The 22,128-nt window shown below is 64.9% G+C and carries 14 protein-coding genes; 3 read left to right on the forward strand and 11 right to left on the reverse strand.

What is annotated here, in order from left to right; genetic code table 11:
- Positions 1-46: 46 nt before the first annotated feature.
- The 6 genes from LPC22_RS05145 to hisS form a co-directional block, all read right to left on the reverse strand.
- On the reverse strand, positions 47-1,210 hold the full coding sequence (locus tag LPC22_RS05145; protein WP_229132925.1) for an amino acid ABC transporter permease: 1,164 nt from the start codon (positions 1,208-1,210) through the stop codon (positions 47-49).
- A gap of 6 nt (positions 1,211-1,216) precedes the next feature.
- On the reverse strand, positions 1,217-1,894 hold the full coding sequence (locus tag LPC22_RS05150; RefSeq protein WP_229132926.1) for an amino acid ABC transporter permease: 678 nt from the start codon (positions 1,892-1,894) through the stop codon (positions 1,217-1,219).
- A gap of 1 nt (position 1,895) precedes the next feature.
- A complete protein-coding gene (locus LPC22_RS05155) occupies positions 1,896-2,726 on the reverse strand; it encodes a glutamate ABC transporter substrate-binding protein (RefSeq protein ID WP_229133148.1) in 831 nt (276 codons plus the stop codon).
- Between the two features lie 43 nt (positions 2,727-2,769).
- Positions 2,770-3,585 (reverse strand): amino acid ABC transporter ATP-binding protein, encoded by an 816-nt coding sequence (locus LPC22_RS05160; RefSeq protein WP_284143466.1) that lies wholly within the window; start codon positions 3,583-3,585, stop codon positions 2,770-2,772.
- A 185-nt stretch (positions 3,586-3,770) separates the two neighbouring features.
- Positions 3,771-5,573 (reverse strand): aspartate--tRNA ligase, encoded by a 1,803-nt coding sequence (gene aspS, locus LPC22_RS05165; protein ID WP_229133149.1) that lies wholly within the window; start codon positions 5,571-5,573, stop codon positions 3,771-3,773.
- 39 nt (positions 5,574-5,612) lie between these two features.
- Positions 5,613-6,998 carry a histidine--tRNA ligase gene (hisS, locus tag LPC22_RS05170; RefSeq protein ID WP_229132928.1) on the reverse strand — a complete coding sequence of 462 codons (1,386 nt, stop codon included), beginning with the start codon at positions 6,996-6,998 and terminating at the stop codon, positions 5,613-5,615.
- Between the two features lie 84 nt (positions 6,999-7,082).
- On the opposite strand from hisS, the gene LPC22_RS05175 reads away from it, so the two are divergent.
- Positions 7,083-8,594: a DUF349 domain-containing protein gene (locus LPC22_RS05175; protein WP_229132929.1), complete on the forward strand. Its 1,512-nt coding sequence runs from the start codon at positions 7,083-7,085 to the stop codon at positions 8,592-8,594.
- A 205-nt stretch (positions 8,595-8,799) separates the two neighbouring features.
- Here the strand turns inward: LPC22_RS05175 and LPC22_RS05180 are convergent, their stop codons facing one another.
- From LPC22_RS05180 to LPC22_RS05190, 3 genes are all read right to left on the reverse strand, one after another.
- Positions 8,800-11,160 carry a RelA/SpoT family protein gene (locus LPC22_RS05180; RefSeq protein WP_229132930.1) on the reverse strand — a complete coding sequence of 787 codons (2,361 nt, stop codon included), beginning with the start codon at positions 11,158-11,160 and terminating at the stop codon, positions 8,800-8,802.
- 84 nt (positions 11,161-11,244) lie between these two features.
- On the reverse strand, positions 11,245-11,709 hold the full coding sequence (dut, locus tag LPC22_RS05185; protein WP_229132935.1) for a dUTP diphosphatase: 465 nt from the start codon (positions 11,707-11,709) through the stop codon (positions 11,245-11,247).
- Complete coding sequence (locus LPC22_RS05190) at positions 11,709-12,002, reverse strand: DUF4193 domain-containing protein (RefSeq protein WP_024627827.1); 294 nt, start codon at positions 12,000-12,002, stop codon at positions 11,709-11,711. Before LPC22_RS05190 ends, dut begins: the two co-directional genes overlap by 1 nt.
- Before the next feature lie 167 nt (positions 12,003-12,169).
- On the opposite strand from LPC22_RS05190, the gene sepH reads away from it, so the two are divergent.
- On the forward strand, positions 12,170-13,231 hold the full coding sequence (gene sepH / locus LPC22_RS05195) for a septation protein SepH (protein WP_229132937.1): 1,062 nt from the start codon (positions 12,170-12,172) through the stop codon (positions 13,229-13,231).
- Here the strand turns inward: sepH and LPC22_RS05200 are convergent, their stop codons facing one another.
- A complete protein-coding gene (locus tag LPC22_RS05200; protein WP_229132939.1) occupies positions 13,232-14,455 on the reverse strand; it encodes an alkaline phosphatase family protein in 1,224 nt (407 codons plus the stop codon).
- Between the two features lie 114 nt (positions 14,456-14,569).
- On the opposite strand from LPC22_RS05200, the gene LPC22_RS05205 reads away from it, so the two are divergent.
- The gene (locus LPC22_RS05205) at positions 14,570-17,194 is read left to right on the forward strand and encodes a DNA gyrase/topoisomerase IV subunit A (protein ID WP_229132940.1); all 2,625 of its coding nucleotides are present in this window, start codon (positions 14,570-14,572) and stop codon (positions 17,192-17,194) included.
- Positions 17,195-17,213: 19 nt separating this feature from the next.
- Here the strand turns inward: LPC22_RS05205 and LPC22_RS05210 are convergent, their stop codons facing one another.
- Positions 17,214-22,112, reverse strand: a complete 4,899-nt coding sequence (locus LPC22_RS05210; RefSeq protein WP_229132942.1) for an ATP-dependent helicase — start codon at positions 22,110-22,112, stop codon at positions 17,214-17,216.
- Positions 22,113-22,128 lie beyond the last annotated feature (16 nt).

Consider the following 22,128-nt stretch of genomic DNA (forward strand, 5'->3'; position numbering starts at 1 on the left):
AAGTCCGGCAGGAGACTGGCTTGGAATCATGTGAGCTGAGGACCGGTCAGTCCTGGTCTTTGCCCTCCTGCTTCTTGCCCTCGTCCTTCTGATCGCCGTCGGAGCGGCCGCCGCGTCCAGGCTTGAGGAAGTCCGGAATCTCCAGGCTCGCCTTGTGCGGATCGACCAGCGTGTCGGGCTGGGTCCTGTCATAGCCCTGGATGTAGCGGGTCTTCCTCCAGTGCTTGATGGAGGCGTTAGATCCACGGTGATGTGCATGGTACAGCAGCGGCGCGCCGCCGTACCGGTCCTCGTCCACCTCCTTGGCCACGGCTATCTGGTTGACATTGGAGGGATCCATGATGGCCACGGGCGCGGCAGGCTCCACGAAGTCGGCGGGGGCGGCAGTGCGCTCCTGCATCTTCTTGGGCAGCCAGCGGGCGAAGTGGGAGAGCAGGAAGCAGACGAAGAAGTAGACCACCGAGGCCACCACCAGGGTCTGCAGGATGTTGAAGTACATGGAACCCAGACGACGGGACTCCTGCAGCAGATCCGTGTACATGATGATGGAGCCCAGAGCCGTGTCCTTGAGGACCACGACCAGCTGGGTAACAGCCGCCGGCAGCATGGCGTAGACGGCCTGGGGAACCTCGATCTGCATCAGCGACTGGGTCCTGGTCAGCCCCAGGGCCAGGGAGGCCTCGCGCTGGCCGTTGGGCAGGTTGCCCACGCCCGAACGGATCAGCTCAGCCACCACGGAGCCGTTGTAGAGGATCAGACCCAGCACGACGGCCCAGTAGGAGGCCTGGCTGACTCCGGCAAAGGCGAACCAGCGCCAGAAGAAGATCATCATCATCAGCACCGGGACGGCCCGGCAGAACTCCACTATGACGCCCGAGACTGCCCTTACCAGCCCGTTGGGCAGCAGACGGCCGATGCCGAAGACGAATCCAAAGATGACCGAGCCTATCACTGCCACAACCGAGGCCTTGATGGTCAGCCAGAGCCCGGGCAGGTAGAAGTCGGACCAGGCTTCGTAGTCCAGAGCCGGGCGCCAGAGCTCCCAGCTCAGCTGGTTCTCGCCGTCCGGAGGGTTGTGCAGCCTCATCAGCACCAGGATGACCACGATGGCGAAGATGACGGCGGCTATCCAGTTGACGATTCGTATGGTGCGCCGGCCCTTGGGACCGGGCTGATCGAAGAGCAGCGAGCTCTCATTGTCCTGTGCCATGGCCGCTCACCTCCTTACTGCCAGCTTGTTGGACAGGTACGTGGTCAGCGCCCCGATAGGCAGAACCAGGATCACGTATCCCAGGGCGAAGATCAGGAAGATGGCCACAATGGCGTTGGCGTGGAACTCGATCATCTCGCTCATCAGGGAGGAGCTCTCGGAAGCCACGGAAGCGGCTGCAGCCACGGTGGAGTTCTTCAGCAGGGCGATGAAGGTGTTGCCCAGGGGCGCCACCGACCCGTGGAAGGCCTGGGGCAGAATGATCTGCGAGGCCGACTGGAAGAAGCTCAGCCCCAAGGCACGGGCCGCCTCGGCCTGACCCAGGGGCACCGTGTTGATGCCCGAGCGCAGGGACTCGCAGACGAAGGCCGCCGTATACAGGGACAGGCCCGTCACCGCCAGCCAGAAGAAGTTGACGGAGAATTCCGGCGAGAAGCTGATCTTCAGCTGGGCGAAGGCCCCCAGGACCATGAAGACCATGATGATGGTCAGTGGCATGTTCTGGAAAAACTCCACATACCCTCGGCCGACGGCCCGCAGGGAGGAGATGGGCGAGATGCGCATGATCACCAGGATGATGCCCAGAATCAGCGAAAAGAGGGCCGACCAGAGGGTCAGCTGGATGTTGACCCAGAAGGCCGCCGGGATGTCGTAGTCGGAAAACAGTTGGATGATGGTTGACATCTCACTCTCCTTCCTTTGGCTTGGGCGGATTGAACCGCGGGTCGGGTTTGTAGTGGGTGCCCCGGGTGTTGTTCTCCAGCGCCCGCTGCCAGGAGCCGTTGGCCTCCATGTCGGTCAGGGCCGCGTTGATTTTGTGGGCCAGCTTGGTATTGCCCTTCTTGATGCCCACGCCGTAGTACTCCTGGGTGAAGGGCTTGCCCACCAGCCGCAGTCTTCCCCGGGAGGCGGAGGCCAGGCCGGCCAGGATGATGTCGTCGGTGGTGACCGCATCGACGATGCCGGAGAAGAGGGCGGTGGCGCATTCGGCGTAGCCGGGCTGCTCCATCAGCTGGACCTCCTTGGCAAACTTTTTCTTGACGGTGACGGCCGAGGTGGATCCGGTCACTGAGCACAGACGCTTGCCGTTGAGGTCCTCGGGGCCGCGGATATGGTGGTCCTCCTTGCGCACCAGCAGGTCCTGGCCGGCCACGATGTAGGGTCCGGCGAAGGAGACGGCCCGCTTGCGCTCATCCGTTATGGAGTATGAGGCCAGGATCATGTCCACGTCGCCGTTCTGGAGCATGGCCTCCCGCTGCTTGGAGGGGGCCTCCTTCCAGACGATGTCGTCGGCGCTGTAGCCCAGCTTGTCGGCGATGTAGGTGGCCACGTCCACGTCGAAGCCCACATAGGTCCCGGCCTTCTTGAAGCCCAGACCGGGCTGGTCGAACTTGATGCCCACCCGGATCTTGCCTGCCTCCTTGTCGGAGCCGCAGGCCGCCAGGGAGACCAGGCAACCCAGTGCGCACAGGATCGCGGTCAGATTCCTGGCCAGCCGTTTCAGCGGCCGGCCCATGCCATGCATGCTTGCATTCATGCGGATATGCTTCCCTCCTGCTTCAGTGGGTCAGAATCTTGGACAGGAAGTCGGCGGCCCGCTGGGTCTTGGGGTGGTCGAAGAAGTCGTCGGGGTCATCCTTTTCCAGGATCCGCCCATCGGCCATGAAGACGATATGGTCGGCCGCCTGACGGGCAAAGCCCATCTCATGGGTCACGCAGATCATGGTCATGCCCTCCTGGGCCAGCTGGATCATGACATCCAGCACCTCGTTGACCATCTCCGGGTCCAAGGCTGATGTGGGCTCGTCGAAGAGCATGATCTTGGGCTGCATGGCCAGGGCGCGGGCGATGGCCACACGCTGCTGCTGCCCGCCGGAGAGCTGGGAGGGCATCTTGGAGGCTTGGGATTCCACGCCCACCCGGGCCAAGAGGTCCATGGCCAGGTCCTCCGCATCCTTCTTGGGCATGTGGCGCACCTTGATGGGCGCCAGGGTCATGTTCTCCAGGATGGTCTTGTTGGCGAACAGGTTGAAGGACTGGAAGACCATGCCCACCTCGGCCCTGAGCCGAGCCAGGTCGCGTCCCTCCTGGGGCAGGGGCTCCCCCTCGATCCTGATGACGCCGGAGTCGATGGACTCCAGGCGGTTGATGGTCCGGCACATGGTGGACTTGCCGGAGCCTGAGGGCCCGACCACCACCAGCACCTCGCCGGTGTCGACCTGCAGGTTGATGTCCTTGAGGACGTGCAGGCTGCCAAAATGCTTCTCGACGTGGGCCAGCTCGACCAGCGGCCCGGACTTGTCCTTGACGGGGCGATCCGAGGCCGGCTTCTCCGGTAGAATCCGCTCCGACGGATGTTTGGTTGTTTCGCTCATATTGGGCAGTTTACTCATCCTTTGTTGCAGAACGGCCATAGAAACGGTTCTTCCGTAAAGCCGAGGCAAGGGCAAAGCCCGGCCCGATCGGTCCGCAGCGCGTAACAAGGCATACACAATAAGGGCCGGAACCCCGCAGGATTCCAGCCCTTTGAAGACTCTCGCCGATCAGCGGCGGGATGCGCTCAGTCGGCATCCTCCTCATCCGGCTCCCAGTCCACGCCGGTCTCGGCGCGTTGCTGGTCGGAGATGGGGGCCGGAGCCCCGGTCATGGGATCCTGGCCGCCGCCGGACTTGGGGAAGGCGATGACATCGCGGATGGAATCCGCCCCCGTCAGGATCTGTGCGGTCCTGTCCCAGCCGAAGGCGATGCCCGCGTGGGGCGGAGCGCCGTACTTGAAGGCATCCAGCAGGAAGCCGAACTTCTCCTGGGCCTCCTCGGGACCGATGCCCAGCACCTTGAAGATCCGGTCCTGGATGTCGTCACGGTGGATACGCACCGAGCCGCCGCCCATCTCCTCGCCGTTGCAGACGATATCGTAGGAGTCGCTCATGGCGTGCTCGGGATCCTCGTCGAAACGGTCGATCCAGTCGGCCGAGGGCATGGTGAAGGGGTGGTGCATGGAGGTCCACTTGGAATGGCCCACGGCCACATCGTCGTCATCCGGGTCGTCGGTGGGCTTGAAGAGCGGGAAGTCCACCACCCAGGTCAGGGCGAACTCGTCGGGCTTGAGCAGCCCCTGGCGGCGGGCGATCTCCACACGGGCCGCACCCAGCAGGGTCTGCGAGGCCTCGCGGGGTCCGGCTGCAAAGAAGACGGCATCCCCGTCCGAGGCGCCCACAGCCTCCTTGAGGCCCTGGCGCTCGGCATCAGACAGGTTCTTGGCCACGGGACCCTTGAGGGTGCCATCGCCGGTGAACTGGACATAGGCCAGACCCTTGGCACCCCGCTGGCGGGCCCACTCCTGCCAGGCATCGAACTGCCTGCGGGGCAGGTTGGCCGCGCCCTGGTAGACCACGGCACCCACATAGGGGGCCTGGAAGACCCGGAAGGGCGTGTCCTTGAAGTACTCGGTCAGCTCGACGATGGGGTTGCCGAAGCGCAGGTCAGGCTTGTCGGAGCCGTACTTGTCCATGGCCTCCTGCCAGCTGATCCTGGGAATGGGCAGGGTGACCTCGAATCCTGCAGCCTTCCAGACCTCGGCGATGACCTGCTCGGCCATGGCCATGACGTCCTCCTGGGAGGCGAAGCTCATCTCGATGTCCAGCTGGGTGAACTCGGGCTGCCTGTCGGCACGGAAGTCCTCGTCGCGGTAGCAGCGGGCGATCTGGTAGTAACGCTCGAAGCCGCCCACCATCAGCAGCTGCTTGAGCAGCTGTGGAGACTGCGGCAGGGCGTACCAGGATCCGGGCACCAGACGGGCCGGCACCAGGAAGTCGCGGGCACCCTCGGGGGTGGACTTGATCAGGGTCGGCGTCTCGATCTCGCAGAAGTCCATCTTGTCCAAGGCAGCACGGGCGGCACGGTTCATGGCGGCCCTCAGACGGATGTTGCGCTGCATGGAGGGGCGGCGCAGGTCCAGATAACGGTAGCGCAGCCGCACATCCTCGCCGGGCAGCTTGTTCTCGGCCTCGTTCTCCAGGGCTGTGGACACCTGGAAGGGCAGGGCGGCCGACTTGGACAGAACCTCGATCTTGTCGGCCACGATCTCGATGTGCCCGGTGGACAGATGCTCGTTGTCGTTGCCCTCGGGACGTTCGCGGACCTTGCCGGTGACCTGGATCACGTACTCGCTGCGCAGGGGCCGGGCCTCTTCCTCGTCGTAGATGACGATCTGCACCAGACCGGAACGGTCACGCAGGTCGATGAAGGCCACGCCTCCGTGATCCCGGCGGCGATCCACCCACCCGGCCACCGTCACCTGGCGACCGACCATATCCTGCGTGACATCCGTGGCGTAGCTCGTTCTGTAAGCCGACTGGCCCATGCTTTCCTGTACCTCCATAATGCTCGGCCTGCCCCTGCGTCAGGCCTGATATTCCACACTCTGCCGGGCATACAGGCTATCCGGCGTCCACGACACCAGGTCAGCCGGAATCTGTTCGCCGGTGATGATGTTCTTGACCTGGTCGCCCTCCTGCTGGCCCTCCTTGGCGGGGAACCAGACATAGGGGATGCCCAGGTGGTCGGCATAGCGGATCTGCTTGCCGATCTTGGCCGCGGTGGGAGCCACGTCAGCGGCGATCCCCCTGTCACGCAGGTCCTGGGCGATGTGGTTGCTGGCGGTACGGTCCTCCTCGTCCCAGACAGCGACCATGACCGCAGCCGGGGAGACCCTTGAGGCCTGGACCCCTTGGGCCAGCAGGTAGGAGAGCAGGCGTGAAAGCCCGATGGACAGCCCCACACCCGGGTAGGTGCGGTTGCCCTGGCTGGCCAGGTTGTCGTAACGGCCGCCGGAACAGATGGACCCCAGGGACTGCGCCCCCTCCAGGAAGGTCTCGTAGACTGAGCCGGTGTAGTAGTCCAGCCCGCGGGCGATCTTCAGGTCGGCGATGACCGAGCCGGGCCGGATGCGGGCGGCCTCGTCGATGATCATGGCCAGCGTCTCCAGCCCCTCGATGGCCAGGGCATATGAAGAAGACTCCTTATCGATGCCAACCTTGTCGACCAGGGCGTCGAAGCGCTGGCGCAGCTGCTGGCCATCGTCGGCGGTCAGCTCAGCCAGATCCAGGCAGGCCCTGGCCTGGTCCTCATTGGCGCCGCACTCGCTGACCAGCAGGTTGGCCACCTCATCGGGACCGATCTTGTCCAGCTTGTCGATCTCGCGCAGAACGCCCTCGACATCCTCCAGGCCCAGACCCCGGTAGAACCCCTCGGAAAGCTTGCGGTTGTTGGCGTGCACGGTGGGCTTGGGCAGGCCGAAGGCCCGCAGCTCCTCCAGGGCGCTCAGCATGACCAGTGGAACCTCGACCTCGTAGTGGTCGGGCAGTTCCCCGTTGCCGATCACATCTATATCGGCCTGGACGAACTCCCTGAACCGTCCCTCCTGGGGGCGCTCCCCACGCCAGACCTTCTGGATCTGCCAGCGCTTGAAGGGGAAGGTCAGATCGTTGCTGTGCTCCACCACGTAGCGGCTCAGCGGCACGGTCAAGTCAAAATGCAGGCCCAGACGGCGCTCCACCGGCACATCCTTTTCCTGCCCCAGGTCCTGAAGACGGGAAAGCAGGTAGATCTCCTTGCTGGTCTCCCCCTTCTTGAGCAGGCTGGATCCCTCTTCCACGGCCCTGGTCTCAATACCGATGTAGCCGTTCAATTCGAAGACCTTGCGGAGCGTGTCGGTGATGCGCTGCTCCACCACTCGTTGTGAAGGAAGCCATTCAGGGAAACCGGATAGAGATGTGCCTTTTGCCATAAGAACCTATACTATAGGAGGTCAAGGAAAATGGTATTGCCATATTTTGCGATCTCTCCAACACACAAGCCTAAGGAGCTGGCCATGGCCGACAACACCGCCATTACACCCGAGAACACCTCGACACCGCAGAAGGACCACACCGTGGATGCGGCGGGCCAGGTCGCCGCTGCGCCGGCACCCGAAGCCGGACAGGGACAGGCAGCCGCCGAGCAAACCGCTCCCGCAGAGGATGCTCCGACCCAGAGCGCACCGGCACCGGCTGTGCCCAAGCCCAAGGCAGTCCCCTCCCCTGCGGCTCTGGCCCACAAGGCCCCTCGCGTCAAGGCCGCTCCAGCCGCTCCCTCATACAGCCAGGAAGAGATCGACAAGGCCGAAGCCTTCGGCCGGGTGGACGAGCAGGGCAACGTCTTCGTCCGCGAGGGCGATCAGGAGCGCCAGGTAGGTCAGTTCCCCAACGCAGACACAAAGGAGGCCCTGAACCTCTATGCCCGCCGATACCTGGACCTCAAGGAGAAGCTGAACCTCTTTGCCTCCAGGCTGCGCAGCCCCAAGATCAAGGCCCACGAGATCGACGAGTCCCTCACCTCGCTCAAAGAGGAGACCAAGCAGCCCGAGGCCGTCGGCGACCTCGCCGCCCTCCGCACACAGCTGGATCAGCTGGCTGAACAGGGGCAGGCGCGCAAGGCCGAGCTGGCGCAGGCCCGCAAGGATGCCATGGCCAAGGCCATCAAGGAGCGGACTGCCATCGTGGAGAAGGCCGAAGATCTGGCCGCATCCCTGGGCGACTCCACCAACTGGCGGTCCACAGCGGACAAGTTCCGTTCCCTCTTCGAGCAGTGGCAGCATCACCAGCGCACGACCATCCGCATCGACAAGGCCGACGCGGACGCGCTCTGGAAGCGCTTCTCATCTGCCCGCACCACCTTCAACCAGGCCCGCCGCAAGTGGGCCCAGCAGCGTGATGCCCAGCGGTCCGAGACCAAGCGGATCAAGGAGGAGATCATCGCCGAGGCCGACCAGATCAAGGACTCCACCGACTGGGGACCCACCTCCCACCAGTTCAATGAGCTCATGGACCGTTGGAAGCAGGCCGGACGGGCAGGGCGTCAGGATGACGATGCCCTCTGGGCCCGCTTCCGTCAGGCCGCGGATGTCTTCTTCAACGCCCGTCAGGCAGACCGGGACAAGACCTCGGTCAACGAGCGCGAGAACCTGACCAAGAAGGAGGCCCTGGTGGCCAAGGCCGAGGCTCTGCTGCCCGTCAAGGATGCCAAGGCCGCCAAGCAGGCGCGGCAGGAGCTGGCCAAGATTCAGGAGGAATGGGACGGCATCGGCTTCGTCCCACGTGACGACGTGCGCCGGATCGAGGGCAGGATGGATGCCGTGGACCGGCAGATCAAGGCCGTGGAGGATGCGGCCTGGAACCAGTCCGACCCCGAGGCCGATGCCCGCGTCTCCAGCTTCGAGCAGCAGCTGGCCGCCCAGCTTGAGGACCTGGACCGTCGGATCGCCGCCGAGCAGGATCCGGCCAAGAAGCAGGAACTGGAGGCCGAGAAGGCCACCAAGGAACAGTGGATGAACGCCGTGCGCTGATCGCACCCGTTTCCGTCAGGGCCCCCGGCCTGGTCATTGACCACCGGGGGTCCTTCTGTAACCACCGTTCACAGCCGTCTTTCAGACTGTGGCCCAGTGAATTTTCAAGGCTGGAAGCAAATGATCACTTCGACTGCACAACAGGAAGAATGCCGTCGAAAGAGTGCAGAAGGTAAGCGGACATATTGGTGGCTGAGAGGGAAGGTCAGATGGCCCGCATATGGGGACTGGCCGAGCCCTTGGCTCCGGTCAGCCGATAGGCATCGAAGACCCCGTCGATCTTCCTGACGGCCGCCAGGAGCGTGTTCAGATGCTGGGGATCGCCCATCTCGAAGACGAACTGGCTGACCGCCACCCGGTCACGGCCAGTGGACTGGCTGCCCGACAGGATGTTGACGCCGTGGTCGGACAGCACCTGGGTGATGTCCGAGAGCAGGTGGGGCCGGTCCAGGGCCTCCACCTGGATCTGGACCATGAAGGTGCCCTGTTTGCCCGTCCAAGAGACCTCAATGATCCGTTCAGGCTGCTTCTTGCGCAGGTCCAGAAGGTTCTGGCAGTCGGACCGATGGACCGAGACGCCCTGGTTGCGGGTGATGAACCCGGTGATGGGATCTCCCGGCACTGGGGTGCAGCAACGGGCCAGCTTGACCCAGACATCGTCCACGCCCTTGACCGAGATCCCCTGGGAGGTCTCCGGCCGGCTGGACTTGGCGACCCGCTGCAGAGGAATGGCCTCCTGCTCCACCTCGTCCTCAAGGGCCGACCGTCCAGCGTCATGAACCAGCCGGGAGATCACGTTCTGGGTGGATACCTGTCCGTCGCCAATGGCAGCGTAGACCGCCTTCTCATTGGGATAGTTGAGCTCGTCGGCGGCCCCCACCATGGCTTCGGGGGTCAACAGGGTGGCCACGGGCAGGTTCCGCTTGCGCATGGCGCGGATCAGCTCGTCCTTGCCCTCCTCGATGGTCTCCGAACGACGCTCCTTGCTGAACCACTGACGGATCTTGCTGCGGGCGCGGGGGCTCTTGGCGAAGCTGAGCCAGTCGCGCGAGGGTCCGTCGGTGTCCGACTTGCTGGTCAGGATCTCGACCGTGTCCCCGTTGCGAAGCTTGGTATCCAGCGGGACCAGACGGCCATTCACCCTGGCGCCCATGGTTCTGTGTCCCACCTCGGTGTGGACGGCATAGGCGAAGTCCACGGGCGTGGACTCGGCCGGCAGGGAGATGATCTTGCCCTTGGGGGTGAACACATAGACCTCGGCCGAGCCCAGATCGTCTTTCAGGGAGCCCAAAAATTCGTTGGAGTCCGGAGTCTCGCTGGTCCAGTCGGCCAGCTGCTGGATCCAGGTCAGGTTGTCCTCCTGGGTCAGCTCCCCCTCCTGGCGTTCACGCTTGACATCGGACTTGTCCGGCTGGGAGAGCTCACGGCCTGCGGAACCGTTCTCCTTGTACTTCCAGTGGGCGGCGATGCCGAACTCGGCCCGGCGGTGCATCTGCCAGGTTCGGATCTGGATCTCGACCGGCTTGCCGCCCGGGCCCACCACCGTGGTGTGCAGGGACTGGTAGCGGTTGGTCTTGGGCATGGCGATGTAGTCCTTGAACCGCCCAGGCACCGGGCTCCAGCGTGCATGGACGGCGCCCAGGGCCGCATAGCAGTCGCGGATGGTGTCCACGATGATGCGCACCCCTACCAGGTCGTAGATGTTGGCGAAATCGTGCCCTCGCACGATCATCTTCTGGTAGATGCTGAAATAGTCCTTGGGCCGGCCGGTCACCTGAGCCTTGATGCCCTGGGCATCCAGATCCTCGTGGATCTCGTCCAGAATCTGCTTCAGGTAGACCTCCCGCTGGCCCGCCCTGCGGGAGACCAGAACTACGATTTCGTTGTAGATCTTGGGATAGAGGGTCTTGAAGCTGAGCTCCTCCAGCTCGGTCTTGATGGCGTTCATGCCCAGCCGGTTGGCAAGAGGCGCGTAGACATCAAGGGTCTCGCGGGCCTTGCGCTGGGCTGACGAGGCCTTGACGTAGCGCCAGGTGCGGGCGTTGTGGACCCGGTCGGCCAGCTTGACCACCAGGACGCGCACATCCCGGCTCATGGCCACGATCATCTTGCGGATGGTCTCGGCCTGGGCCGAATCGCCGTAGTCCATCTTGGATATCTTGGTGACCCCATCCACCAGGCCGGCCACGGTGTCGCCGAATTCATTGCGGCACTGTTCCAGGGTGTAGTCGGTGTCCTCCACGGTGTCGTGCAGCAGGCCGGCCGAAACCACCGTGGGACCCATGCCCAGGTCGGCCAGGATCTGGGCCACAGCCAGCGGATGAATGATGTAGGGCTCGCCGGACTTGCGCCTTTGGTTGGCATGCTGGACTACAGCCCGGTCATAGGCGCACTGGAGCATGGACAGGTCCTCGCCGGGATGGTGGGCGGCGCAGATCTCCTGGATGGGCATCAGGGGGTTGAGCGCATCGTCGCTGATCTCGCAGCCCAAGGCTCTGGAGGACAGGCCGGACGGGGCCTGCTCGCCGACATCATTGCTGCAGACGCTGCCCTCCGGAGTGACCATTCAAGCCTCCAATATCCTGAATATAATGCACCAATCCTACACTCGCGCCTGACCCATTCAGGCCGTCCGTGTCCGAAGGATGCCTCATCGGCCCGTCGAGCCGAATCCGGCATCCGAACGCACCGAGCCAGGCAGACGTTCTGCGGGCACGAAACGGGCCTGCACGTAGCGCTGAATGACCAGCTGGGCAATGCGCTCCCCAGGCTCGAAGTGAACCGACTCAAGCGGATCCAAGTTGATCAGCGGCACCTTGATCTCGCCCCGGTACCCGGCATCGATGGTTCCGGGCGCGTTGAGCACGGTCACCCCCATCTTGACTGCCAGCCCCGAGCGTGGGTGAACCAGGCCGACGTACCCGTTGGGCAGGGCCAGAGCGACACCGGTGGGAACCAGCGCCCGCTGGAAGGGGGCCAGATCCACGGCCACCCTGGCTCGCAGATCGGCTCCTGCATCGCCAGGCATGGCGTATTCCGGCACCTCGGCCCCATCCAAGGATTCGAACAGGACCTCGACCGTTTCTGGCTCGTTGTAGGACTCGTCGTAGGCCATCAGGCGGCGCACTCCTTGCAGACGGGCTTGCCGTCGGGGGTTGTGTAGGCCAGCTGGCTCCGGTGTTTGACCAGGAAGCAGTTGGAGCAGATGAATTCATCGCCCTGCATGGGAATGACAGTCACCGAAGAGTCCTCATTGCTCAGGTCGGCGCCAGGCAGCTCATAGTCCTCGGCGATGGCGTTCTCGTCGTCGTCCAGGTCGGCCCCGGCATCCTGGCCGCTTTTGCCCAGCTCCTGCAGGGATTCCTCGTCTTCGTCCTTGTCGCGCGGGGTATCGTAATCCTGTGCCATCGTGTACCCTTTCCTTGTTCGGCCGGCCACCTCGTATGCCGGTCATTTCACACGATATGTACTGCGCATAGGATACACGATTTCAAAAGCACGTAAAATACCAACCGTAGGGCACAATGGAAATACCTAAGGCCGTGTAAAGGAACCGTAAGAGGATAGGGGCGTGCATGTCTGAGAATGGGACCAGGGTGGCCAGCTTTGACCATGTCGACGACAGGGGCGATCTGGTCTTCGTCTGTGACCACCGGCACTTCGCCGTAAGGGTCGACGATGCGCTTGATCGCGCCATTCTTGAGGCCAAGCAGGTCAAGGAGGAAGAGGACGTGGACCCCCAGACCGGCAAGTCCAAGCCCCTGCCTGTCTCGGCCATTCAGGCGGCTGTGCGCGCCGGCGCCCGCCCTGAGCAGGTGGCTCAGCAATACGCTGTCAACGAAGCGCTGGTACGGCGTTTCGCGGCCCCGGTGGAGACCGAAAAGAAGTACGCCATCGAGCAGTTCCTGACTATGCCGGCGCCCAAGGGGTCGGGCGGGCGAAACTACCAGGAACTGATCGGCAAGGTGCTGGCCCGTGCGGGGGTCAGCCTGTCACAGGTCTCCTGGCAGGCCACCAGACGAGGGTACGAACCCTGGAACATCAACGGCGTGTTTACCTTGGACAAGCGGATTTTCAACGCCCGCTGGGCCTGGAACATGCATGACAACACCGTGACCTGTCTGAACGGGGCGGCAAGGATGCTGCTGGATGATTCCGCAGACGATCATGGCCAGGATCGGCCTGCTGAAGCGATTGACGATCAGACCGACAGGCGGCCTCCAAGCCAGAAGGATACCTTTACCCAAATCGAAGAAGAGGACGCCGGATCGGAGGGCCAGGAGAGCGGCGAACGTCAGGCGGCACTCACGGCCTGGCTCTATGGCAAGCCCAAGGAGAGCCAGGAGCGGACAGCCGAGCGGGAGCCCAGCCACCCCAGCGCAGAACTGACCGAGGACCCCGACACGGCCGAGCATCCTCCCATCAGAGACAACGAATCCACCATGGTCCTGCCCGTGCAGAACCATGGGCAGGGCCAGGCGGACCAGGAGCAGCCCCGGCAAGAGGATCCAGGCGATGATGCCGGGCAGGACAAGCAGGAGGATCAGCCCAAGGAGGGTCGCCGCAGCAAACGGGCCAAAAAGCACTCCGGGCGGTCGGCCGTGCCCAGCTGGGATGAGATCCTCTTCGGCAAGTAGTCAGACCAGGTCGATCAGACAGGGAATCTGCGTCTCCAGACGGGTCCATGAACCATGCACGCCGGGTAGCCTGGTTGCGGCATCCGTCTGATCTGCAGAATTCACCAGGGTGATCCGGTCACCAGCCAGCACCAGAAGGTCGCCGATCATGGGTCGGATCCGAGCGTCCACAGGGCCGAAGATTCCCCCTTGGATGGCCTGGTCCCGGGTCAACACCCAGGCCCGCTCCCCCAGACGCTCACGCCAGCGTGTAGCCACGACCTGAGGGTCCGCCCCCTGATCCAGATAGAGCATGACCGCCCTGGGCTCGCCACCCACCAGTCGCACATCCCGGTTCAGCTCCGGTTCCTGGGCAATGTCAATGCGCTGGCTCGGATCGGACTCAACCATGCCATGATCGGCTACGATCACCGTCAGTGTCCCGGCGGGCAGGCGGCGATGAAGCTCGGCCAGCTGTGCATCGGTGGCTTCAAGAGCGGCCACCCACTCCTCGCCCTCCCAGCCGCTGTGGTGGCCCACCTTGTCCACATCGCGAATGTAGAGGTAGGTCAGACCCGGCTGGCGGGCAGCCTCGCAAGCGGCCAGGAGACGCTGACGGGAGTGGTTGTGGGCCAGGTACTCCCCGCCACGCAGAGCCGCGCGGGTCAGGGCTGAATCGCGAAAACGCGGCAGGCCCGAGGAGGTCACACGAACCCCTTGCGCCTGGAGGGTCTCAAAGACCGTGGGACGGCGTTGCAGGTGCTCGGGATCCTGAGCGCCCCTGAATTGGATCATCTGACCCAGCTGGCCGGTGTCCGGGTTCAGCTGGGTGTAGCCGGTCATGCCGGTCAGTCCAGGGCTGGTTCCGGTGCCGAAGACCCCCATGGCCGCCACGGTCGTCGAGGGCAGACTGGTGTAGAGGGGACGCTGGTTGATGGGCTCGGACAGCAGCGAGCGCAGGTAGGGTACATGGCCCTGACGGCTGACCAGATTCCAGAATCCCAGCCCATCCACCAGGACGACGACCACCGACCGGGCCTCCGGCAGTCCCAGGGCCTCCTGGAGGGCCTTGGCAGACGGATGGACGTCGGTGGTCACAGGCGTTCCCAGGCAGGCGCTCAGGGCGGGCAGGACGGCGGACAGATGCCTGGCCCCGCCAACATGGTTAGCCCCCGCCCGGTCCCCGTATTGGATAGGCGGACTCGGCTGCAGCAGTTCCTTCATGTCAGGTGTATCCAGACCCATGCCTTCCATTCAAGCACGGTCAGGCCCCAGGCCGACACCGCATCCCTGCGGTGAAGGCTTTGGCGGACCGTCCGGTTATCATAAGGCGGAACGTGAAGGAGCAGGAGCTGGAGCATGGCAACTCATCGCAGGAGCAAGGCGGCGGGGTACGACCCCAGGCAGGTCAAGGAGCACATCGTCGAAACCCCTCTGAACGAGGAGATGAGCAAGTCCTTCCTGGAATACGCCTACTCGGTCATCTACGCCAGGGCCCTGCCCGACGCCCGTGACGGACTCAAGCCCGTCCAGCGGCGGATCATCTACCAGATGGGCCAGATGAACCTCAACCCCGACCGCCCTTACATGAAGTCCGCCAGGGCCGTGGGTGAGGTCATGGGCAAGCTGCACCCCCATGGCGACTCATCCATATACGAGGCCATGGTCAGGCTGGCCCAGCCCTTCGCCATGCGTCTGCCCCTGGTCGACGGCCACGGCAACTTCGGATCCCTGGACGACGGGCCTGCTGCTTCCCGCTACACCGAGGCCAGGCTGGCTCCGGCGGCCCTGGGCATGAACGCCGACATCGACCAGGACACGGTGGACTTCTCCCCCAACTACGACAACAAGCTCAAGGAGCCCCAGGTCCTGCCCTCGGCCATCCCCAACCTGCTGGTCAACGGGGCCTCGGGCATCGCCGTGGGCATGGCCACCAACATGATCACCCACAACCTGGGCGAGGTGGTGGCCGCTGCCAAGTACCTGATGGCTCACCCGGACGCAAGCCTGGACGAACTCATGCGCTACGTGCCCGGCCCGGATCTGCCCGGCGGCGGGGTCATCGTGGGTCGGGACGGCATCCGCAAGGCTTACGAGCACGGCCGGGGTGCCTTCGTAACCAGGTCCGTCACCCACCTGGAGAACGTGACCGCCCGCAAGAAGGCCATCGTGGTCACCGAGCTGCCCTTCATGGTGGGACCTGAGCGGGTTCTGGAACGCATCTCGGATGGGGTGCGCAACCACAAGCTGGAGGGCATCTCCAGCGCCATCGACCTGACCGACCGGCACAACGGGACCCGCCTGGTCATCGAGATCAAGACGGGATTCGACCCGGGCAAGGTCCTTGGCAAGCTCTTCAAGTACACACCACTGGAGGACTCCTTCACCATCAACAACGTGGCCCTGGTCCACGGACGGCCCAGAACCATGGGGCTCAAGGAGCTGCTGGAGGTCTGGGTGGAGCACCGGCGCACGGTCATCCATCGGCGCAGCGAGTTCCGCCGCAAGAAGGCCCTGGAGCGTCTGCATCTGGTGGAGGGGCTCCTGCTGGCCCTGGTCGACATCGACGAGGTCATCCAGGTCATCCGCAGCTCGGACGATGCGGATGCGGCCAAGACCAGGCTGATGGCGGTCTTCGATCTGGACCAGACCCAGGCCCAGTACATTCTTGACCTGCGGCTGCGTCGGCTGACCAAGATGAGCAGGATCGAGCTGGAGGGCGAACGCGACGACCTCAACAAGCAGCTGGAGGAACTGGAGCGGATTCTGGGTTCCTCGGCCGAGCTGGACCGGGTGGTCATTCAGGAGATGGACCAAGCGGTGGCCCAGTGGGGTACGCCCAGGCGCACGGTCATCCTGGACCAGGAGCCCTCCGGCGACCTGGCCCCCGTGCAGTCAGCGGCAGCCAGCGAGCAGCAAACCCCCGGCAAGACGGGTGCCGGCCCACAGGCCGCACTGCTGGCCAGCGGAGGAACCAGCCGCAGCGGGGACGGCGGCGACCTGCACATGGAGGACAAGCCCTGCACGGTCATGATGAGCGCCACCGGCCTGCTGGCACGCAGCACCCCCGGAGCCTTGGACGCCTGGCGCTCCCGGCCGCGCAACCAGGACCGAGGGCATGACGACCAGATCATCGCCATATTCACCACCACCACCCTGGCCACCTACGGCCTGGTCACCACGGCCGGACGGCTGATCACCGCTCCTGTGGCCGACCTGCCGCTGATCCCCGCCACCGCCAACCCCAACCTGAGCGGGGGCATCGTGGCCGACGAGCTTCTGGGAGGAACCGCCAGCACCGAGCCTCAGCCCGACGAGCACGCCGTCACCGTCATCGACATGGCCGACACCCGACCCCTGGCCCTGGGCACCCGGCTTGGCACGGTCAAGCGTTGGAACCGTGAGTCCCCGACCACCATGGACTCTTGGACGGTCATCGACCTGAAGGATGAGGACCAGGTGGTCTTCGCAGCCCCTTGCCAGGACGGGGACCGCATGGTGCTCATCTCCTCGGATGCCAGCCTGTTGACCTTCACCGGTGACAAGGTTCGCCCCCAGGGTCGCAATGCGGCCGGCATGGCTGGCATCAGACTGGTCCAGGGCTGCCAGGTCGCCACCTTCGCGGTTGTACCGGCCGGAGAGATCGGCTGGACCTACCAGGAGACCGGCGAGGATGGCATGAGCACCCAGGCCGGGGCCGTGGTCCTGACCGTGGCCGGCGACTCCGAGGCCCTGCCCGGCACCGAGAATGGGTCGGCCAAGCTGACTCCACTGGAGATGTATCCGGTCAAGGGCCGTGGCACCAGGGGCGTGCGCTCCCAGCGCTTCCTCAAGGGTCAGGACACCCTGCTGCTGGCCCGGGTGGGCGCCTGGCCCCTGCACGCCAGCACCGCTGCCGGTTCACCGGTCGACCTACCCGACGTGGACATGCGCCGGGATGCCTCCGGCCAGGAGCTGGCAGCGCCCATCGCCTTCGTAGCCTGAGGAAGCATTCGAACAAGGCTCAGTAGAGGGCCATACCGCCTGGTCCGGCCGTGAATCCGGCGGCGGCCAGGGCCATGCCCACCGGCTCGCGCATGGTCAGGGGCCGGCCATTGGCATCACTAAAGAGGATGCGTCCCTGCCCGCCCCGTCTCAGCCATGAAGCCAGCTGTGCGAAGGCCGCCTCCAGCAATCCACGCTCGGGCTCACCGAAGACCAGCAGATGATGCCCCTTGGGTGCCGCATAGACCAGGGCGCGGCCTCGATGCTGCACCAAGAGGTTCCCCACCCGCCGAATGGGCCGACCGCCGGCATCCCCTGATGTAGTCGGCCAAGCAAGAGCCGTGCCATAGAGGTTGGCGGGATCGGTCACATCCATGACCACCGGTTCGGAGGGTCGCTGCCCCGATCCGCCTTCATCATCGCTCCTGCGCTCATCCTCTTGGAAGTCCCTGAGCTGGTTGATCACCTCTCGGGGGGCGAACTGGGCACCGCCGAAGCCGTCGACGATGACCCCACGTGTCAGCTGACCGGCCTCCTCCATCCGTCTGCAGACCTGATAGAGGGCCGAGAATCCACCGGGCAGGGAGCGCACCTCAGGCAGCACCGGAGCCAGGAGCCCATAGCGGTCCAGGATGGCCTGCTCCTCGTGGACCAGGCGGACGGTCCGCTGTCGATCATCGTCCTGGCTGCCTCTAGGCTCATCACGTGAACCGGCCATGCCAGTCCCCGCTGAGCCTCCTGCTGACCCGCGCTCATCCACAACCAGGGTCCAGAACCCCTCCGCCGCTGCTGACAGCGCTGTTGAGCTGGCCGCCCGTATCATGGCTGCACGACCCCTAGGCCTGCCGTGTCCACGCAGGCCGTGGGGCAAGCGTCGGGTCCTCCCCGAGGACTGAGACCCTGATCCTCGGATCAGGCGCCGAACCGGAGCCAGGGAGGCGTTGGTGACCAGTCCACGCCTGACCAAATCCCAGAGCGACCGAGCCATGGCCTCCTGATCGGGCGCTTCAAAACCAGGAGACTCAATGTCATTCCCGCCCCGGCCGGCGCAGGCGCGCAGAAGCCGATCGAAACGGTAGGCTCCCCCGTCGGCCAGAACATCCAGCATGGTCTCTTCCAGATCACCCGCATCGCCCGTCTTGCCGGCCACATCCGTGACCGATGAAGAACCAACGGATTGTGCTGGAAGCTCATCATCCAGGTCCTCGGCCAGATAAAAGGTCATGGCGCCCAGCGGGCCCTCCCCCTGGTCGGACCCCACCCAGACCACCTGGCCCGAAGCCAGCAGATCGTCCATCAAGGCCGGTCCGTAATCACGCACCCTGGCCGGGAAGATGGCCGACTCCCAAAGTTCGGGCGGCAGATCCAGCCCCTCCAGCTGCCCGACCACCTCCAGCAATCCTTCGGTGCCCATCAAGGGCTCCTGGCCCAGGGGTGCCAGACCCTGCCGGTGAAGAAGAAAGTCGCTGTAGACATGGCCGGGGACGGGACTGGCGGCCTTGCTGGCCTTGGCCAGGGACCGCGAGCGCAGCCGACGGAAGACCTCGGGATCCAGCCACTCTAGGCGGGGTTCGCCTCCCTCAAATCCCGGCTCGTCATAGGCACTCAGGTCAGGCCGGGGAAAGACCCCGGTCATGAGCAGCTCGCGTGAGGCCAAGGAACCCAGTCGGTCCTCCAAGAGAGCGCTGCCCAGACCCAGGTGACCGGCCAGGTCCTCGGTGGTGAATGGCCCATGGACTTCGGCATATTGCCTGACCAGCTGGTCAAAGGCTTCACTGTCTGATTCCGATTCCTGTATTGACTGAGCGGATGGCTGGATGATGCCAGGGCCCAGAACCGCCGTCAGCCGTCCTGCCTGACCGGCCCATACCCAGCAGTCGCGTGTACCCAGTCTGACCTGGACCACCCTGGCCTGGGCCTGCAGCTCCTCCAGCATGGCCCGGACCTGTGCCTCCGTAACCGGTTCGTCCTCCTGCCCACGCATGCGCCGACGAATGCCAGCCGGGTCCATGGGACCCAGGGTGCGCAACAGGTCGGCCAGCCCTTCGGCTCCCCTGGCCCGGGTCCTGGGCGAAAGCCGCTGCAGATCAGCAGTCACCTGGTCTACGGTCTCCTGGTCCAGAAGGTCAGCCATGTCCACCTGGCCGACCATCTGCTCCAGCAGGTCGGAGTCGATGGCCAGCATGGCGGCGTCGCGCTCGGCCTTGGGCATGTCGTACTGGTACATGAAGGTCCCCAGGTAGCCGAAGAGCAGCCCCGAGGCCATGGGCGATGGGGCCTTGGTGGAGGCCGGGACCAGACGAACGCTCCCCTGCTCCAGGTCGGCCATCAGCTCGCGCAGGGCAGGCATGTCGTAGACATCCTGCAGGCACTCGCGCATGGTCTCCAGAACCAGGGGGAAGTCATCCTCCTTCAGGGCTGCATCCAGCAGACGAGAGGCCCGCAGACGCTGCTGCCAGAGCGGTACCCTGCGACCGGGCTCCATCCTGGGCATGTAGAGCGAACGGGCTGCGCACTGGCGGAAGCGGGCCTGGAAGAGCGCTGAGCCCACCAGATGCCGTCGGACCTCGCGCTCCAGCTGATCAGGGGTAAATCCGAATATTCGCTGATCTTCCAGGAAGGCATCGGTGCCTGGAATCTGCACGACAATGCCATCCTCCCCCGCCCAGACGGATCCGTCGTATCCGCGCTCACGGGAGAGCCGGGCGGCGATGGCCAGGGCCCAGGGCTCGTTGACCCTTCGGCCGTATGGCGAATGGAGGATCAGCCTCAGGTCGCCCTCCTCGTTGGGGCAGCGCTCGACCACCAGGTGCCGGTCGTCGGGCACCCGGCCGGTGGAGGCCTGCTGCTCGGCCAGAAAAGCGGCCAGATTGTTGATAGCAGGACGGTCCAGGCCGTCCTCCAACAGACGAGTGCCTACTGATTGAGTGAAACCCGGCCGACCGGAGGCAGTCTGGACCGCCGGTATCAGCCCCTGCGACAGTTCCCTGGCGAGTCTGCCCAGGCGACGGCCAAAGGCAGGGTCGCGGCCGGTGCCCTCCCCGTGCCAGAAGGGTAGCCTGGCGGAGCGCCCCGGAGCGGGCACGACCACCACACGGTCGCGGGTGATCTGCTGGATCCTCCAGGAGGTAGTGCCCAGGGTGATCACGTCCCCCTTGCGGGACTCGTAGACCATCTCCTCGTCCAGCTCCCCCACTCGGCGAGGCTTGCCGCCGGCGGCCTCGGAGGGCATGACCACACTGTAGGAGCCACGGTCGGGAATGGTTCCTCCGGAGGTGACCGCCAGTCGTTGCGCGCCGGGGCGGGCCGTCAGCATGCCGGTCTGGTGGTCCCAGACCAGGATGGGGCGGAAGGCGGTGAAATCCTGGGAGGTGTAGGCACCGCTGAGCATGCCCAGCACCGCCCGGTAGACCTGCTGGTCCAGGTGGGCGAAGGGCGTGGCCCGTCTGACCGTGGCCAGCCAGTCCTCTTCCTTGAGCGGGCCCATGGCGGCCGCGGCCACCGTCTGCTGGGCCAGAACATCCAAGGGACTGCTGGGCATGATGGTGGGTTCGATGTCACCCTGGACCATGCTCTCCATGCTGGCCGTGCACTCCAGGATCTGCTCGCGGGTCAGGGGGAAAAGCCTGGCCTGCGATACCCGACCCACCTGATGGTCGGCCCGGCCCACCCGCTGCAGTCCCGAAGCGGTCGACAGCGGGGCGTTGACCTGGATGACCAGATCGACCGAACCCATATCGATGCCCAGCTCCAGGCTGGAGGTGGCGACCACGCACCGCAGTCTGCCGGCCTTGAGGCCGTCCTCCACCTGACGGCGGCGTTCCTTGGATACCGAACCGTGGTGGGCCATGGCGATGGGTTGGTCGACGCTCTGGCCGGAGGTTCTCTCGGAGGTGGACCCGGTGGCCGAATCATAGTGGGCCGGCTCCCTGGGCCCATCTGTTTCATCGGATAAACCTAGCCGGTCGTGGCCGGACACCTGCAGATCAGACTGGTGCAGGTCGTTCAGCCGGGCGGTCAGGCGTTCGGCCAGCCCCCGGGAGTTGACGAAGACCAGGGTGGTGCGGTGGGACAGGACCTGGTCCAGAATGGCCCGCTCGACAGCAGGCCAGATGGATCCGCTTCTCTGGTCCCCCTCCTGCCCTTCCTGGCTGGACTCGCCGGGCGGCGCGGCCAGATCCCCCATGTCCTCCAGGGGCTCGATCAGGCGCAGGTCCATGGCTGTGGACGACCTGGGCTGGATCAGACTGACCGGACGGCTGCCGCCCAGAAAACGGGCCACCTGCTCGGGTGGACGGACCGTCGCCGACAGGCCGATCCGCTGCACAGGCCCTCCGACCAGGTCGTCCAGACGCTCCAGGCTCAGGGCCAGATGGGCCCCGCGCTTATTGCCGGCCAAAACATGGATTTCGTCCACAATAACGGTCTGCACGTTCTTCAGCGTGCTGGACGTCTTGGAGGTCAGCATCAGATAGAGGGATTCGGGAGTGGTGACCAGAATATCCGGCGGATGGGCGGCCAGGGCTCTGCGGCCGCGGGCGTCGGTGTCTCCGGTACGGATGCCCGTCCGGACCTTGGGCGCTTTGCGTCCCTGCTGTACAAAGCGCTCGGCGATGCCCTCCAGCGGAGCCTGCAGGTTGCGGGCCACATCCGTCCCCAGTGCCTTCATGGGCGAGATGTAGAGCACGGCGACCCCAGGCTTCCGGGAGCGCCGGGGCATGGTCATAAGCTCGTCGATGGCCCAGAGAAAGGCGGCCAGGGTCTTGCCCGAGCCGGTGGGTGAAATAATCAGCGCATCGCCGCCTGAACGGATGGCCGGCCAGGCCTGCACCTGGGTCGACGTGGGACCCTGAGGGAAGGCCTGACGAAACCAGTCGGCCGTCTGCGGGGAGAAATTGCCCAAGGGGTCGCTGCTCATCTGCGTTACGCTCCTC

Origin of the sequence: Bifidobacterium mizhiense (genome assembly GCF_020884755.1) — a bacterium.
Classification (GTDB): domain Bacteria; phylum Actinomycetota; class Actinomycetes; order Actinomycetales; family Bifidobacteriaceae; genus Bombiscardovia; species Bombiscardovia mizhiensis.